This is a genomic window from Aureibaculum flavum (assembly GCF_016406085.1).
GTDB classification, from domain to species: Bacteria; Bacteroidota; Bacteroidia; order Flavobacteriales; family Flavobacteriaceae; genus Aureibaculum; species Aureibaculum flavum.
This window is the reverse complement of record NZ_JAEHFJ010000004.1, coordinates 323,073-339,308: the sequence shown is the minus strand read 5'-3', so window position 1 is coordinate 339,308 and position 16,236 is coordinate 323,073. Positions and strand designations below refer to the sequence as shown.

15 protein-coding genes are annotated in these 16,236 nt (G+C 31.0%); 4 read left to right on the top strand and 11 right to left on the bottom strand.

Annotated elements, in window-relative coordinates; all coding sequences use genetic code 11:
• The first annotated feature begins 5 nt into the window (after positions 1-5).
• From JBL43_RS10280 to JBL43_RS10265, 4 genes are read left to right on the top strand one after another with little or no spacing between them, the layout of a single operon-like run.
• On the top strand, positions 6-176 hold the full coding sequence (locus JBL43_RS10280) for a Lacal_2735 family protein (RefSeq protein ID WP_198841355.1): 171 nt from the start codon (positions 6-8) through the stop codon (positions 174-176).
• Positions 177-650: an SRPBCC family protein gene (locus tag JBL43_RS10275; RefSeq protein WP_198841354.1), complete on the top strand. Its 474-nt coding sequence runs from the start codon at positions 177-179 to the stop codon at positions 648-650.
• Positions 637-1,932, top strand: a complete 1,296-nt coding sequence (locus JBL43_RS10270) for a cryptochrome/photolyase family protein (protein ID WP_198841353.1) — start codon at positions 637-639, stop codon at positions 1,930-1,932. The genes JBL43_RS10275 and JBL43_RS10270 overlap by 14 nt, the downstream gene beginning before the upstream one ends.
• Before the next feature lies 1 nt (position 1,933).
• A complete protein-coding gene (locus tag JBL43_RS10265; RefSeq protein ID WP_198841352.1) occupies positions 1,934-2,353 on the top strand; it encodes a DUF2141 domain-containing protein in 420 nt (139 codons plus the stop codon).
• A 29-nt stretch (positions 2,354-2,382) separates the two neighbouring features.
• Here JBL43_RS10265 and JBL43_RS10260 read toward each other — a convergent pair whose 3' ends face one another.
• The 11 genes from JBL43_RS10260 to JBL43_RS10210 form a co-directional block, all read right to left on the bottom strand.
• The gene (locus JBL43_RS10260) at positions 2,383-3,051 is read right to left on the bottom strand and encodes a hypothetical protein (RefSeq protein ID WP_198841351.1); all 669 of its coding nucleotides are present in this window, start codon (positions 3,049-3,051) and stop codon (positions 2,383-2,385) included.
• Between the two features lie 27 nt (positions 3,052-3,078).
• Positions 3,079-4,266: an enoyl-ACP reductase FabV gene (fabV, locus tag JBL43_RS10255; protein ID WP_198841350.1), complete on the bottom strand. Its 1,188-nt coding sequence runs from the start codon at positions 4,264-4,266 to the stop codon at positions 3,079-3,081.
• Between the two features lie 49 nt (positions 4,267-4,315).
• Complete coding sequence (locus JBL43_RS10250; RefSeq protein ID WP_198841349.1) at positions 4,316-4,942, bottom strand: hypothetical protein; 627 nt, start codon at positions 4,940-4,942, stop codon at positions 4,316-4,318.
• Positions 4,943-5,012: 70 nt separating this feature from the next.
• On the bottom strand, positions 5,013-6,281 hold the full coding sequence (locus JBL43_RS10245; protein ID WP_198841348.1) for an adenylosuccinate synthase: 1,269 nt from the start codon (positions 6,279-6,281) through the stop codon (positions 5,013-5,015).
• Between the two features lie 10 nt (positions 6,282-6,291).
• Positions 6,292-6,744, bottom strand: a complete 453-nt coding sequence (locus JBL43_RS10240; RefSeq protein WP_117880605.1) for a Fur family transcriptional regulator — start codon at positions 6,742-6,744, stop codon at positions 6,292-6,294.
• A gap of 87 nt (positions 6,745-6,831) precedes the next feature.
• A complete protein-coding gene (locus tag JBL43_RS10235; protein ID WP_198841347.1) occupies positions 6,832-9,051 on the bottom strand; it encodes a RelA/SpoT family protein in 2,220 nt (739 codons plus the stop codon).
• A 204-nt stretch (positions 9,052-9,255) separates the two neighbouring features.
• Positions 9,256-10,485: a M48 family metallopeptidase gene (locus tag JBL43_RS10230; RefSeq protein ID WP_198841346.1), complete on the bottom strand. Its 1,230-nt coding sequence runs from the start codon at positions 10,483-10,485 to the stop codon at positions 9,256-9,258.
• A gap of 4 nt (positions 10,486-10,489) precedes the next feature.
• Entirely contained in the window at positions 10,490-10,948 is a 459-nt protein-coding gene (locus JBL43_RS10225) for a C40 family peptidase (protein WP_198841345.1), read from the bottom strand.
• A gap of 48 nt (positions 10,949-10,996) precedes the next feature.
• Positions 10,997-11,785: a TrmH family RNA methyltransferase gene (locus JBL43_RS10220; protein WP_198841344.1), complete on the bottom strand. Its 789-nt coding sequence runs from the start codon at positions 11,783-11,785 to the stop codon at positions 10,997-10,999.
• Between the two features lie 129 nt (positions 11,786-11,914).
• Positions 11,915-13,210, bottom strand: a complete 1,296-nt coding sequence (locus tag JBL43_RS10215; protein WP_198841343.1) for an amidohydrolase family protein — start codon at positions 13,208-13,210, stop codon at positions 11,915-11,917.
• Positions 13,211-13,221: 11 nt separating this feature from the next.
• Positions 13,222-16,200: an amidohydrolase family protein gene (locus JBL43_RS10210; RefSeq protein ID WP_198841342.1), complete on the bottom strand. Its 2,979-nt coding sequence runs from the start codon at positions 16,198-16,200 to the stop codon at positions 13,222-13,224.
• Positions 16,201-16,236: the final 36 nt, after the last annotated feature.

Sequence of the window (16,236 nt, the reverse complement as noted above, 5' to 3'; positions counted from 1 at the left end):
ATATTATGTTCAACCTTTTTAAGAAACAATCACCAATAGATAAGTTAAATGATAAGTATAAAAAGCTTTTAGCAGACTCTCATCGATTATCGGCTACAAACCGTAAGGAAAGTGATCGTAAATACGCAGAAGCGGATGAAGTATTAAAACAAATTGAAGCATTAAATAAACAGTAAATGGCATTTTATCAATTATTAAAAGAACAAAAGATTAATAGCACCATTGATGAGATATGGGATTTTATATCATCACCAGCAAATCTTAAAGTAATAACACCTGATTATATGGGGTTTGATATTGTGTCAAAAAATCTTCCAGAAAAGATGTATCCAGGTATGATCATTTCATATAAAGTTAGTCCGCTTTTAGGAATAAAAACGCTTTGGGTAACAGAGATAACAAAGGTAAGAGATAAAAAATATTTCGTTGATGAACAAAGGGTTGGACCTTATTCATTATGGCATCATCAACATATTATTGAGCCCATAGAAAATGGTGTTCTAATGAAAGATATTGTAAGTTACCAACCTCCATTTGGATTTTTAGGAGCCATTGCAAATACATTGATTATAAAAAATAAATTAAAAGAAATATTCGATTATAGAACACAAGCAGTCGAAAAAAAATTCGGTATTTATGAAGAAAATTGAAATTTCAATCTTTTGGTATAGACGTGATTTACGTTTAGAAGATAATGTAGGTTTAAAATCAGCTTTAGAAAGTGGACTTCCGGTACTTCCTATATTTATTTTTGATGATGAAATTTTAGAAGATTTGCCTAAAAACGATGGAAGGCTTACTTTTATTTATACGTCATTGAGAAACATTCATCTAAAATTAAAAAATAAAAACAGTTCATTACTTATTAAAAAAGGAAATATAGGAGAAATTTGGAAAGCGTTAATAACTGAATATGATGTGAAAAAAGTTTTTTTTAATAGGGATTATGAACCATATGCCATTAAAAGAGATCAAAAAATAACTACTTTTTTAGAATCAAAGAATATTGAAGTACGTAATTTTAAAGATCAAGTAATTTTTGAAAAAAATGAAATTCTAAAAGCTGATGGAAAACCGTATACCGTTTACACGCCATATAAAAATAAATGGTTAGAAAAATTTAAACAGAATCCTTTTACTGTAGAAGATGAGAACAATTTAGATTGGGATAGTTTTTATAATTATGAAATGTTATTTCCTAGCTTAGAAAACATTGGTTTTGTAAAAAGTAAACAGAAAGTACAACCTGTTAATTTAAGTGTCATTTCAGATTATGATTTAAATAGAGATTTTCCCGCAAAAAACGGGACCTCTTATTTATCACCGCATTTGCGTTTCGGTACAGTAAGTATCAGAAAATTTGTGATGATTGCTTTGGAAAGGAATGCTGTGTTTTTAAGTGAACTTATTTGGAGGGAATTTTTTATGCAGATATTATTTCAATTTCCAAAAGTGGTAACTCATAATTTTAAATCTAAATATGATGGTATTAAGTGGAGAGATAGCAAAGAAGATTTTAAAAGATGGTGCGAAGGTAATACAGGATATCCTTTGGTAGATGCTGGTATGCGAGAATTAAATGAAACGGGATATATGCATAATAGAGTTCGTATGGTAACCGCAGGTTTTTTATGTAAGCACTTATTGATTGATTGGAGATGGGGTGAAGCTTATTTTGCTGAAAAATTATTGGATTATGAATTGTCTTCTAATAATGGAAATTGGCAATGGGCTGCAGGAACCGGTTGTGATGCCGCACCATATTTCAGAGTATTTAATCCAGCCTTACAATTAAAAAAGTTTGATACAAATTTAGAATATACAAGAAAATGGATTCCTGAATTTGATTTAGGATATTCTGAACCTATGGTAGATCATAAATTTGCCAGAGAAAGAGCATTATCTGCTTATAAAATAGGATTACAACAATAAAATGATTTTCAAAAAAGTAAATATTATAATTTTTTTAATCACTTCAATGGTTTCATGGTCGCAATCTACTTTTAATCTAAAAGTTTCAATTGAGGGTTTAAATTCTGATGAAGGAAAATTATTTGTTGCTATTTATGATCATCGAGATGATTTTTTGAAAAATCCATATCAAGGTGAAATTACAGAAATCATTAACGGGAAAGCAATGGTAGAATTTAACCAATTACCGCAAGGTACTTATGCGATATCCTCTTTTCATGATGAAAACAATAATGGTAAATTAGATAAAAACTATTTCGGAATACCAAAAGAACCGAATGCGTGTAGTAATAATGCGAAAGCAAGATTAGGTCCACCTAAATATGTGGATGCTAAGTTTAACTTAGAGAAAGAGAATACATCCATTAAAATCTTTTATTAGATTAAATTTTAAAAAAATCCTCATATAAATTATATGGCTCCTTCCGAAATTAGCATTTTGATGTGACCATCGTTACCCACTTTGTATTCTGTTTTAACAGTCTTTGTAAGAATTTGCTTTTCATCTTCAGGATCAAAACATGATTCATTATCAATGATAGTAATAGTGTAAGTTTCATCTATGGAAAACTGTCTATCCCAACTACAATCGTAATTAATACCACCAGCAAGTATTAATTTATCAATGACTTTATTGTTTTCATCTATGGTTTGAAGTTCAAAATAGGGTAGGGTCTCATGTTCATCTGTATTCTGATAGGTAAATACTAAGACTTTGATTTCATTTATATTTGGCAGACGCGTATAAAAATAACCTTCACCAATATAGGGGTAGTTTTCGCTATCGGTAATAAATAAATTTTCACTGTTCAAAAAAGTAGTAGAATCAGAAAAATAGGTATTAAGTTTAGCATTTTTGTCAATTAAATTCCTTCTTTCAAAAGACTCTAGGGTGTAATGATAATCCAGAATTGAATCTTTATCAAACGCAAAAGAAAATGGTAATTCTTGAACAGAAATACTATCAAAATCATTTAATGAAATAAGGTCTTTTACTTTTGGGTCTAATTTATTTTGCTTTTTACATGCTGCAAAAAATAAAAGTACAATTAGGGAGGCTACTAAACTCTTTTTAAGCATTATTCTTTGAAAATTTAGATTATTTTTTTATTGTAGGCCAGGTATACTTACCATTTCATTCGTATCTTTTTCATAATCTATTCCGTCAAAATTAAATCCAAATAGATTAAAAAACTCATCTTTATAGCCTTCTAAATCACCAATTTCAGATAAAGATTCCGTAGTTGCTTCTTTCCATAATTGAGCTACTTTTTCCTGAATATCATCACGCATTTCTAAATCATCAATTCGAATTCTTCCTTCGCTATCTACTGGAATTTCGTCAAGATACAATCGCTCTTTAAATAGTCTATAAATCTGTTCAATACATCCTTCTTGAAGGTTTTTTTCTTTCATTACTTTATATAGTAATGAAATATACAATGGTATTACAGGAATAGCAGAACTTGATTGTGTAACTAAGGCCTTATTAACAGAAACAAAAGCTTTACCTTTTATGTCTTTTAAGCCATCAGTAATGTTGAAAGCTGTAGCTTCTAAATGATCTTTCGCTTTACCAATAGTCCCTTTTCTGTAAACTGGTTCTGTAAGTTTAGGACCAATGTATGAATACGCTACCGTCTTAAAATTATCAGCAAGTAAGCCTTCTTTCTTTAGTTTGTCAATCCATAGTTGCCAATCTTCACCACCCATTACCGTAACTGTATTTACAATATCTTCTTCGGTGCAAGCTTCAATAGAAATTTCTTTAACTTCTCCGGTATGAAAATCAACCGTTTTATTTGTGTATGTATTGCCTATAGGTTTTAATGTAGATTTATAACGAACTCCCGTTTCTGGATGTGTTCTAACTGGTGAAGCCAAACTGTAAATTACCAAATCAATCTTACCTAGATCTTTTTTTATCAGCTGAGCAGTTTGCTCTTTAATTTCATTTGAAAAGGCATCCCCATTTATACTTTTAGCATATAAACCTGCTTTATGAGCTTGTTCTTCAAAAGCCGCAGTATTATACCAACCAGAAGATGCTGTTCTTCCTTCTGCTGGTGGTTTTTCAAAAAACACACCAATAGTAGCAGCATTTTCTCCAAAAGCACTGGTTATACGAGATGCCAAACCGAAACCTGTAGAAGCTCCAATGACTAGTACATTTTTTGCACCATCAATAGGGCTTTTTGATTTTATATAATCGATTTGGTTTTGTACATTTTTTGCACATCCTTCAGGGTGAGAAGTGATACAAATAAATCCACGTGTTTTTGGTTGTATTATCATTCGTTAGTTTTTTGTGTTATTTTCTAAACAATTGCTATTCATTTTTTATTTACTCTAAATATTTTTCTTCTCTATGAAATTGATCATTAAGTGTCAAATAGTGAATAGCAATAACTACTTTAGTCCGAATATCTGCAATTTCAAAGGATTTATAGTTAAAAATCAAATTAGCTACCAATGAAGGTCCGAGTCCCCGAACTTGCTTATAGGAATACATATATTGACCAATAGCTTTATTTTCTCTTGCAAATTTATTCAAAAATTTTATATAATTCCCATCAAAATTAAATTCAAGAAATTTCAATGTATCCTGTCTATCTCCTACAGGTAAACTTTTATGAAAACTCCAAATTTCTTTAAAAGTAGAATTATCTATTTTATTGTATAATTTTAATTGCTGTTTAAAATTTATTTTTGTCTTAAATTCAACGTTGGTTTCTGCTTGTTCTTTGATTTTAGAACAATAATCTAGGTAACATTCATTTAAAGATTTAAAGTTTTTTTTTCGCGAATCGCAAATTTGATTAATAAAGAAATCAAAGATTAATTGCAAATCTTTTATCTCCAATTCATTAAAATTATTTGAGATTAAATTATTTGATTTTAAGTCAATATTTTTTTTAGTTGAGCAAGAGATTAAAGTTGTAACTATTAATATGTAGATTATACTTTTCATAATGTCCTTGCTCAACCCATATATAGTCTATTTTATGTTTTAAAACTTAAATTAAAACTTAAATAATTAATTATCTAAAAATAGTTTGTTTTCTGTCTGGTCCAACAGATACAATCTTAACAGGCACTTGCACTTCTTTTTCTATAAAATTAATATAATCAATTAAATTCTTAGGTAATTGATCGGCAGTTTCCATTCCTGTTAAATCTTCATCCCAACCTTTAAATTCCGTATAGTTTACACTAACGTTTTCAGGTTCTATGTTGTAAGGTAAATGTGAAATTTCCTTACCTTGATAGGTATAAGATGTACATACTTTTAAAGTGTCAAAACCTGAAAGTACATCACCTTTCATCATATTTAATTGCGTTACACCGTTTATTTGAACAGCATATTTCAATGCCACTAGATCTAACCATCCACAACGGCGAGGTCTACCTGTAGTTGCTCCAAATTCATGACCAACTTTTGCCATGGCTTCTCCATCTTTATCGAACAATTCTGTAGGGAAAGGACCAGAGCCAACACGGGTTGTATAGGCTTTAAAAATACCATATACTTCACCAATTTTATTAGGTGCTACACCTAAACCAGTACAAGCACCGGCAGCAGTGGTGTTTGAAGACGTAACAAACGGATAGGTACCAAAATCTATATCTAATAAAGATCCTTGAGCTCCTTCTGCTAAGATTGTTTTATTATTTTTCATAGCGTTGAATAAATATTCTTCACTATCAATAAATGTCAATTGTTTTAATACATCAACAGCTTTACAGAATTGTTTTTCTAACTCTTCAAGATCAAATTGAATATCAACCTCAAAATAATTAAGCATTTTTAAATGCTTTTCTGTCAACGCTTTATATTTGTCTTTCCAATCTTCTAATTCAAGATCGCCAACACGCATACCATTTCTTCCTGTTTTGTCCATATACGTTGGACCAATACCTTTTAAAGTAGAACCAATTTTAGCTTTACCTTTAGAAGTTTCTGAAGCCGCATCTAATAATCTATGCGTCGGTAAAATTAAATGTGCTTTTCTAGAGATAAACAACTTTGATTTAAAATCAATATTGTAAGGTGCAAGATTCTCTAATTCTTTTTGAAAAATTACAGGATCAATTACTACACCATTACCAACAATATTTATAGCTTTATCGTGGAAAATACCTGATGGAATAGTATGTAAAACATGTTTGTTTCCATCAAAAATTAAGGTATGTCCTGCATTTGGACCACCTTGAAAACGAGCTATAATGTCATAATTTTTTGTAAGGACATCAACTATTTTACCTTTTCCTTCATCGCCCCATTGCAAACCGAGTAATAAATCAACCATTGTATATTAATTATTTTTTATTTATATCTTTATTTCTTTCACCATAAAAGTATAGTGAATGATTATTTACTTTTATGTCAAAAACTTCTTCTATTGTTTTTTTAATCGTTTGAATTCTAGGATCACAAAATTCAATTACTTCACCTGTATCAGTTAGGATAATATGATCATGTTGTTTATCAAAATAAGACTTTTCGTAATGAGCTTGGTTTTGACCAAACTGATGACGTCTAACTAACCCACATTCTAATAATAACTCTATCGTATTGTAAAGCGTAGCTCTACTTACACGATAGTTCTGATTCTTCATATAGATATAAAGAGATTCTATATCAAAATGATCGTTATGATCATAAATTTCTTGAAGAATGGCGTATCGTTCAGGTGTTTTTCTATGGTTATTTTGTTCTAAAAAATTGGTAAAAACACTTTTTACAATTTCCTGATTTTTAGAATTATCCATATTTATCTTTCATTAAAAAGCAAATTTACGTTTTAAAAATAAGTATTTCTCAAAGGTTTATTAAAAAGTTTAACAACTTTTGAACACCTAACTGTTTAGACGTGATATTTTATCAATACCGTCTATTTTTTTTAACTTTTGCATCAATTTTTTAAGTTGATCATTGTTTTTAATCCCAACTGTTATTTGACCTGTAAAGACACTTTGACCTCCTGAAATATTTATGTTATATATATTAACATTCATATTACTAGAGATAATATGAGTAACTTCATTTACCAAGCCCATATGATCAATACCTGTAAGTTTAAGTAGTACTTTATGTTCTTGCTGCGAAGAATCAATCCATTTTGCACTAATAACTCTATAGGCAAACTGCGATTGCATACTAATAGCATTAGGACAATTTTGTTTATGTACTTTAATCCCATCCGAAACAGTAACAAATCCAAATACTTTATCGCCCGGAATTGGATTACAACATTGAGCCAATTTATATTCTAGTTTTTCATCATCCTTTCCAAAAACAAGTAAATCGAACTTATCGGTTAGTTCATCATTTTTATTTTCACTTGGCTTTTTTTCTCCTCTTCTTATCGTGTTTTTAAAGAAATTATAAATAGCATTACTACGTTGACTTACAAAATTTTTAAGTTGTTGATTGTCTATACCTCCATTACCTAGTCTATAAAAAAGATCGTGACTCGTCTTTAATTTAAAATAACTAACCAATTCATTGATTGTTTTCTCATTAAAAGGAACTTTTAAATGACGAAGTTTACGTTCTAAAACTTCCTTACCATCATTAGCAACTAGTTTTTGATCTTCTTTTAAGGCTGCTTTAATTTTTGATTTTGCTCTTGCAGTTTGAGCAAAGTCAAGCCAACTTAATTTTGGTTTTTGACTAATAGAAGTAATAATTTGAACTTGGTCACCACTATTTAAGGTATGACTTAACGGTACTAGTTTACCATTTACTTTAGCACCTCTACACATCATACCAACATCGGTATGTATGGCAAAAGCAAAATCTAAAGGTGTTGACCCTTTTGGTAAGGATTTTATATCACCCTGAGGGGTAAATACATAAATTTCCTTAGCATATAAATTTAATTTAAATTGCTCAACAAAATCTACTGCATTTATATCAGGATTTTCTAAAGTTTCTTTTAATTTATTTAACCAATTTTCTAGTCCACTTTCCTTTTCATTACCGTGTTTGTATTTGAAATGAGCGGCATATCCTTTTTCTGCAATTTCATCCATACGTCTAGAACGTATTTGTACTTCTACCCATCTTCCTTTTGGGCCCATTACTGTAATGTGTAACGATTCGTAGCCCGTAGATTTGGGTTGAGAGATCCAATCTCGTAAACGATTTGGATTCGGATTAAAACTATCTGTTATAATGGAATAAATTTTCCAAGCATTGAATTTTTCATCAGGTAATTCTGAGCTATAAATAATACGAATAGCAAACTTGTCATAAATTTCATCAAAGGAAACCCCTTGATTCAACATTTTTTTTCGAATGGAATAAATGGATTTTGTTCTTCCTTTTATTACATAATCAAAATTTTCTTTATCTAATGTTTTCTCAACACTTTCGGTAAATGCTTTAATATATTCCTCCTGCTGTTCTTTACTCTCTTTTATTTTAGTGAGAATATCGTTAAAAACTTCTGGCTCGGTATATTTTAAGCCTAAATCTTCTAATTCTGTTTTTATATTATACAATCCTAATCGGTGAGCTAAAGGAGCATAGATATATAAGGTTTCTGAAGATATTTTTATTTGCTTGTGATGTGGCATGGCATCCATGGTCTGCATATTATGCAAACGATCAGCAATTTTTATGAGAATAACCCTAACATCATCATTTAACGTTAAGAGCATTTTTCTGAAATTCTCTGCCTGAATAGAAACTTCTTGCTCCTTATTTAAACGAGAAATTTTAGTTAAACCATTCACTATTTTCGCAACGGTTTCACCAAACAGCCCTTCTATATCTTCAAAAGTATAGTCTTCAGAGTCTTCAACTACATCATGCATTAATGCACACATAATTGAGGTAGCACCTAAACCAATTTCATTGGCAACTATTGAAGCTACAGCAATGGGATGATAAATATAAGGTTCTCCTGTTTTTCTACGCTGGTCTTTATGTGCATCGACAGCAACATCAAATGCCTTACGTATCATTTCCTTATCTGTTTTAGATAGGTGTTGATAAGTAGCACTGAGCATTTTTTTATAACGCCTTGCTATTTCTTTATTTTCCTCTTCGAGGGTTGCAGTGTATGCCATAGAATAAAAGTAAACTAAAGATTTTTATTGAGCAAGTTTTATTAGTTTTTAGTGGCGTGATCTTGCAGTTGTCTAAATACAAATCTAACTTAAAATAATCTAGATGACTACAGTTAAAACCAAGCTAATAAAAATAATTTTCCATATTTTAATTTAAGAACCAATAGTTGACGGATAGCAACATTTAAAGAGTCCAACCCTTCTTTACATCATCGCTTTAACCCTTTGTAATAATGTTGGATGTGAGTAATGCATAAAAACATATGCTTTATGCGGTGTTAAATTGCTCAAACTATTTTTTGATAATTTTTTTAACGAGGAGATTAAAGGTTTCGCACCAAAATGAGATTTAGCATAATCATCAGCTTGGTATTCAAATTTTCTGGAGAAAATATTCATGATTAACCCTGTAATTTCTGAAATGGGACTGTACAACACGCCGAATGCTATTAAACCAATATGGAAACTAGGGATAGCGACAGATAAAGCGTTGGCTAATAATTTACTATCTATAAAAAAGGATAAAAGATACAACGTTAATCCCGTTAAAAGGATAGAACTTATCATATTAAATACAACATGTTTCTTTTTATAGTGGCCAACTTCATGAGCCAAAACAGCAATAATTTCATCGGTATCTAAATCATTAATTAAGGTGTCGTATAAAACGATTCGTTTCTTTTTTCCAAACCCTGTAAAGTAAGCATTGGCTTTGGTAGAGCGTTTTGAACCATCTATAACAAAAATTTTATCGAGGTTGAAACCTACTTTTCCTGCAAAACTTTCTAAAGCTGTTTTCAGCTCACCTTCTTCCAACGGACTTTGTTTATTGAATAATGGCACTATCAACGTAGAATAAAAAAGCATCATAAATACTGAAAAGAAGGCCATAAATACCCAAGTATAGATCCAGAAGTTGTTACCTGTTAGTTGATAAAACCATACTATCAATGCTAAAATTCCACCACCAACAATAACCATTAATAACCATCCTTTAATTTTATCTAAAAAAAATAATTTTTTGGTGGTTTTATTAAATCCGTATTTTTCTTCAATAACAAAGGTTTGGTAGTAGGAGAGTGGTGTTGTTAAAATATCGCTACCTAACATTATAATTCCAAAAAACAATAGTGTAATTATCATTTCATTATCACTAAAACTTCGTGCCCATTGATCTACATAGGCAAAACCTTCCAAAAAGAAGAACGCTAATGTGAGTAGGAATGAAAAGGTACCCGTAATACTTGAAAATTTAAAGTTTTCTTTTTTATAAGCCTGAGATTTTATGTATTCTTTTTCATCATAAACATCCTCTAATAATGAAGGAATAGTATCATCAAAATGTTTAGAATTCAAATAATCTAAGTAATTATCAACAATAAAATTGATGACTAATATGCCAATAATAATGTAAAATACAGTTTGTGGAGTCATCAAATTAATAAATTAAAATACGTTTTGCATAACGGAATTTCTTTTTCCAATACACGTTATCCAACTTAGATTTGATTATACCTTTAGAAGTAGAACTGTGCATAAATAGGTTGTCTCCAACATAGATACCCACATGTCGATATTTTCTAGAAGGTCTGAAAAATATTAAATCACCAGGTTTTAAACTATGTTTGGAAACTTTTTTCCCCATAGTAGCCATGTCCTTCGTCATTCTTGGTAGCTGTGTTTTTAAGCCATCTTTATACACTTTACCTACAAAACCAGAACAATCAAAGCCTCTTCTATCGGTACCACCATATTTATAAGGAACTCCTTTATAGAGTTGATATTGTTTTTCTAATTCAAACTCAACCTTGGATACAGCCGCTGCTTTTTTAGAAGATCCACAACTTGTTAATAAAAGAATTAAAAGGGAAACAAATAGGAATTGAATTTTTGTCATACTGTAAAAAATATTCAGATAGTTATAAACGATTTCTAAAAGAAAGATTTAGGCAAATTTACGTTGTCTTTTGGCTTCAAAAATAAGAATTGCAGCGGAAACAGAAACATTTAATGAATCTATTTGTCCTTGCATTGGTATTATTATATTTTGTGTGGAGTTATTTAGCCATTCTTCACTTAATCCAGTTGCTTCTGTACCCACGACTATTGCGGAAGCCTCAGAATAATCAACTTTTTCATAAGATTTAGATGCTGTTAACGCGGCACAGTAAATATTTATATTGTTTTCCTTTAGATATGTAATTATTTCAGTTGTGGTACCTGTGGCGATTTGATTTGTAAACACGCAGCCTACACTAGACCTAATAATATTCGGATTAAACATATCCGTTTTAGGGTTGGCAATTAATACAGCGTCAACATGTGCAGCATCAGCTGTCCGTAATAAAGCACCAATATTACCTGGTTTTTCAGGAGCCTCAGCCACTAAAATTAATGGATTTTTTGAGGTTAATTTTAATGAGGTCAAACTGAAATTTTTACTGGTAGCAATAGCAATTATACCTTCCGTAGAATCGCGTTGAGCTATTTTTTGATAAACTTCCTTACTTATTTTAATAATTTCAGTTTGAAAATCATCGAGATTAGAATCGGTGTAAATTTCATCACAATAGAGTAGTTGCAATACTTCATAATTACCCTTTATGGCTAATGAAACTTCTCTTTTCCCTTCAATAACAAAACGTCCCGTATTTTTTCTAACACGAGACTTGCTTTGTAATTGAACAATTTCTTTTATAAAACTATTGTTTATGCTTGTTATTTCTTTATGCATTTTTTTATTATATGAGACATGGAGTATTGTATTGTTACTACCACTTATCAATCGTGTGTTTTAAATTTGAGGTTTTTTTAATTTTCTCTATTTACTATTTACTATTCTCTATTCTCTATTCTCTATTCTCTATTTACTATATTTATTACTGTATCTCTTCCACAATTCTGTTTGATGGGTTTCTAAACTTAATAGCCGACCATCAATATAAGCATGTGATAATTGATTGGTACGCATATCTAGAGCATCACCTTCACTAATAAATAAAGTGGCACTTTTACCAACTTCTAAAGTACCATAATCTTTATCAATACCTAAAATTTTTGCCGTATTGCCTGTGATTAGTTGCAATGCTTTTTCTTTATCAAGACCTTGACCAACTACTTGGCCGGCATAAAAGGGTAAGTTTCTACTATTCATTCGTTCCATTGAACCACTATTTTCTAAACCCACTAAAATTCCTGCATCAGTCAACAGTTTAGGGAGTTTATACGGAAAATCATAGTTATCATCATTATGGTTTGGTAAACTTTGTGTTCTTTGCACTAATACTGGAATGGAATGCTTTTTAAGTATATCAATGGTTTTATTCGCTTCATATCCTCCTACGATAACAACATTTTTCACACCCATTTCTTTTGAAAATGTTACAGCATCAATAATTTCACGTGCATTATCAGCATGAATATATAATTTTTTAGCTCCATCAAATAAACCTAACGAAGCTTCAAATGGTAAGTTTTTGGTAGATTCACTACTTAATTTATATGTTTTGGCACCTACCAAAAACTGTTTAATTTCTTCAACTTGTTTGCCATAATCTTTATTTGGTTTTATTCCAGGTTCTTCACCAAATCTACGTCTACCATTAGAAAAGCTATTGGGCCAGTTTAAATGTATACCATCATCAACTTTTACAGCAGCATCTTCCCAATTCCAAGCATCAAGTTGCACAACAGAAGATGTTCCAGAAATTCTACCACCTCTTGGTGTGATTTGAGCCAATAATACACCATTAGGTCGCATACTTTCTACAACTTTAGATTCTGCATTATAGGCAATTAAACTTCTAACATGTGGAATTACCCCTCCAATTTCTGATTGGTCAACAGAAGCTTTTACAGCGTCAATTTCACCTAAACCTAAAGTTGAATTTGGCATTATAAATCCAGGATAAACATGTTTGCCTTTGGCATCAATAATTTTACCGCTCGTATTGGTTGTAGCAGCATTATCAATAGCTGTAATTTTTCCATTTTCAAATGTAATGACACTATTTTCTATAATTTCTCCATTACCTATATGTGCTGTGGCACCTACTATTGTAATTACTTCAGATTGTTTATCTGCCGGCGTTTGTTGTGCTGTTAGTTGAATTGTAAAAACGAACAAAAGACTGGCAACTATATTTTTTATTATTTTCATTTTGTCAAGTTTTAATAGTTGATTGTATCGCAATGTAATTCTTGTTTTACTCTTCTTCTAGGTGCCTGTGTAGGAGCACCTCCACTTTTTTCGTTCAACATCATATTGATGAGTTGTGTACGTTCTTTTTGAATTTTAGATCGTTGTAATTTGTCTTTTTCTAAGTCAAAATATACCTTTCCTTCAATCATTGTTTTTTCTGCCTTCGCATATATAGATAGCGGATGGTCTGTCCATAATACAACGTCAGCATCTTTACCAACTTTAATACTACCAACTCTATCATCAATATGCAATAATTTAGCAGGATTAAGCGTGACAAACTTCCAAGCATCTTCTTCAGACACACCTCCATATTTTACGGTTTTAGCAGCTTCTTGATTTAACCGTCGAGACATTTCTCTATCATCAGAATTAATAGCGGTTATAATACCAACATTATGCATAATAGATGCATTATAAGGTATGGCATCATTAACTTCGTATTTGTAAGACCACCAATCAGAAAAAGTAGAACCACCTGCACCATGTGCTTTCATTTTATCAGCCACTTTATACCCTTCTAATATGTGCGTAAGTGTATTGATATTAAAATTAAATTTTTCTGCTACTTTCATTAACATATTAATTTCACTCTGTACATAAGAGTGAGCCGTAATAAAACGCTCTTTATTTAAAATTTCAGCTAATACTTCCATTTCAATATCTTTTCTAAAAGGTGTGCCACTTTTTTTAACAGCATCATATTCTTTGGCTCGTTGAAAATAATCAGTGAGCATTTGCTCAACTCCCATTCTCGATTGTGGAAATCTGTTTGTTGTCGTTGGATATCTTGATTGCTTTACATTTTCACCTAAAGCAAATTTTATGAATTTTGGAGAATTGGTATAAATCATTTCATCACCAATTTCACCCCATTTTAATTTTACAATGGCTGAGCGTCCGCCAATTGGATTAGCAGAACCATGTAAGATTTGCATTGAAGTTACACCACCACCTAGATTTCTATAGATATTAATATCTTCACTATCAATATTATCTTCAATGGAAACTTCTGCACTTGAATTTTGCCCAGCCTCATTAACCGATTGAGCAGCAACATGTGTATGTTCATCAATGATACCAGCCGTTAAATGTTTACCGGTAGCATCAATAACAGTGGCAGAACCTGCTGATAAATTAGATCCAACCTTAGCAATTTTTCCATTTTTAATTAATACGTCTGTATTTTTAAGAATTCCTTCATTTTCATTTGTCCAAACCGTTGCATTTTTAAATAGCATGGTTTCTTCTTTTGGTTTTTCTGAAAGCCCATATCCTATATTTGGAAAGGTTAATGGCATAATCTCTCGCAAATTTTTATTCTTTTTATCCTTCTTTTCTTTTGATGTAGAAGGCTTTTTTATCGCCGACCAGTTAACTGTTTTACCATTTGCCAATTGAGCATTACCGTTAATATTATCAGAATCAGATTGAATTCGAGCACTAAGCTGAATATTATCACCTTTATCAGATAGTATTAGACCTAACCAATTGTCATTATAAGTGGCACTACCTTTTAGTTTAATGGTATCTCTTTTTATGGTTGCTTTTGGTTTATTTGCTTCACCAGTAAAAGTAAGGTCATATGTCTTCCCATCTAAGTTCAAGGTGTAGTTTCCTGATAAATCTTTAACAGACATGTCTTTAATTACATTTTTGGTTCCTTGCACCCAATTTTCGTACAATTTTGTGTTGGAATCAAAAATATCGCCATCCGTAATTAAAAAATTGGCTTGCATTCCTTTACCTAAGGTACCAATTTGATTGCTCTTACCTAATATTTGTGCAGGAATTGTAGTTAATGCTTCTAAAGCTTTTGTTTTATCTAATCCGTAATCAATTGCTTTTTGTAAATTTTTTGTAAAATCTTTTAAGGACTTTAAACTATGCGTTGTCAATGAAAAAGGAACATTGTTTTTGGCTAACACACTTAAATTTGTAGGTGCTTGATTCCAATATCGCATATCTTCTAAATTGATATAATCAGCCTGATATGGGTTCGAAACATCATAAGCTTTTGGAAAGTTTATCGGAATGATATAGGTAGCGTTTGTTTTTTTAATTTCATTTACCAATTGATATTCATTTCCCTGACCCACTATGGTGTATTGAACACCAAACTGATCACCTATTTTATCAGCTCGTAAAGCATTGTGTTTATCACCAGCATAAAATATTTGTTTTAAATTTTTATTGGTATTAAAAGCTTCAAGTGTTAAATCTTTAGTATCAATAGTTCCTTTGGCATACCAATCAGCGTCAATATATACTTGACGAAGTAATGCCATGGCTCCCATTAAAGAAGTTGGATATACTTGTTTTGAAACACTACTCTTATTAAAAGATAAGTATTGGGCAGAATTAACATCTAATAACCTATCCGCATTAGAGCCTTCTGAGTTTAGAGCTACTAAAATTCCGTTTCCTCGTACAATTCCGTCCTGCATATGGGTGTTTACAACTCCAAATCCGGCATTACGAAGTTCTTCTGCCTTTTTAGAATCAAAGTTAAAGACATCTAAAGCATTAGTTTCCGCTCTAATATGTTCATTCCAATAATATCCTTTACGGTTAGTATCATATTGTGGAGCTTGACCAAAACTACGACGTTGCGGTTTTGTTTCTGAAATTCCAAAGTTGGAATAGACATCAATGAAAGAAGGATAAATACTTTTGCCTTCAAGGTCAATGCTAATCGTGTTTTTTGGAATGGAAATATTAGAACCAACATTAGTTATTTTTCCATCCTTAATAAGGAGTGTACCCTTTCTTATGGTTTGTGCGGGACTTACAATTATAGTAGCATTAGTAAAAGCCGTATAATTTGTGATTTTTGTTTTAACACCATCGTTTTTAGGAAAATATTCTTGAGCAGTAAGTGCTGTGAAACTTAAAAAAGTTAAACAAAAGAATAGCCTAAACGGTAGTCTATATAATTTAGATTTCATACAATATTAAGAGTTTGGTTAAATTAGATTTCTAAA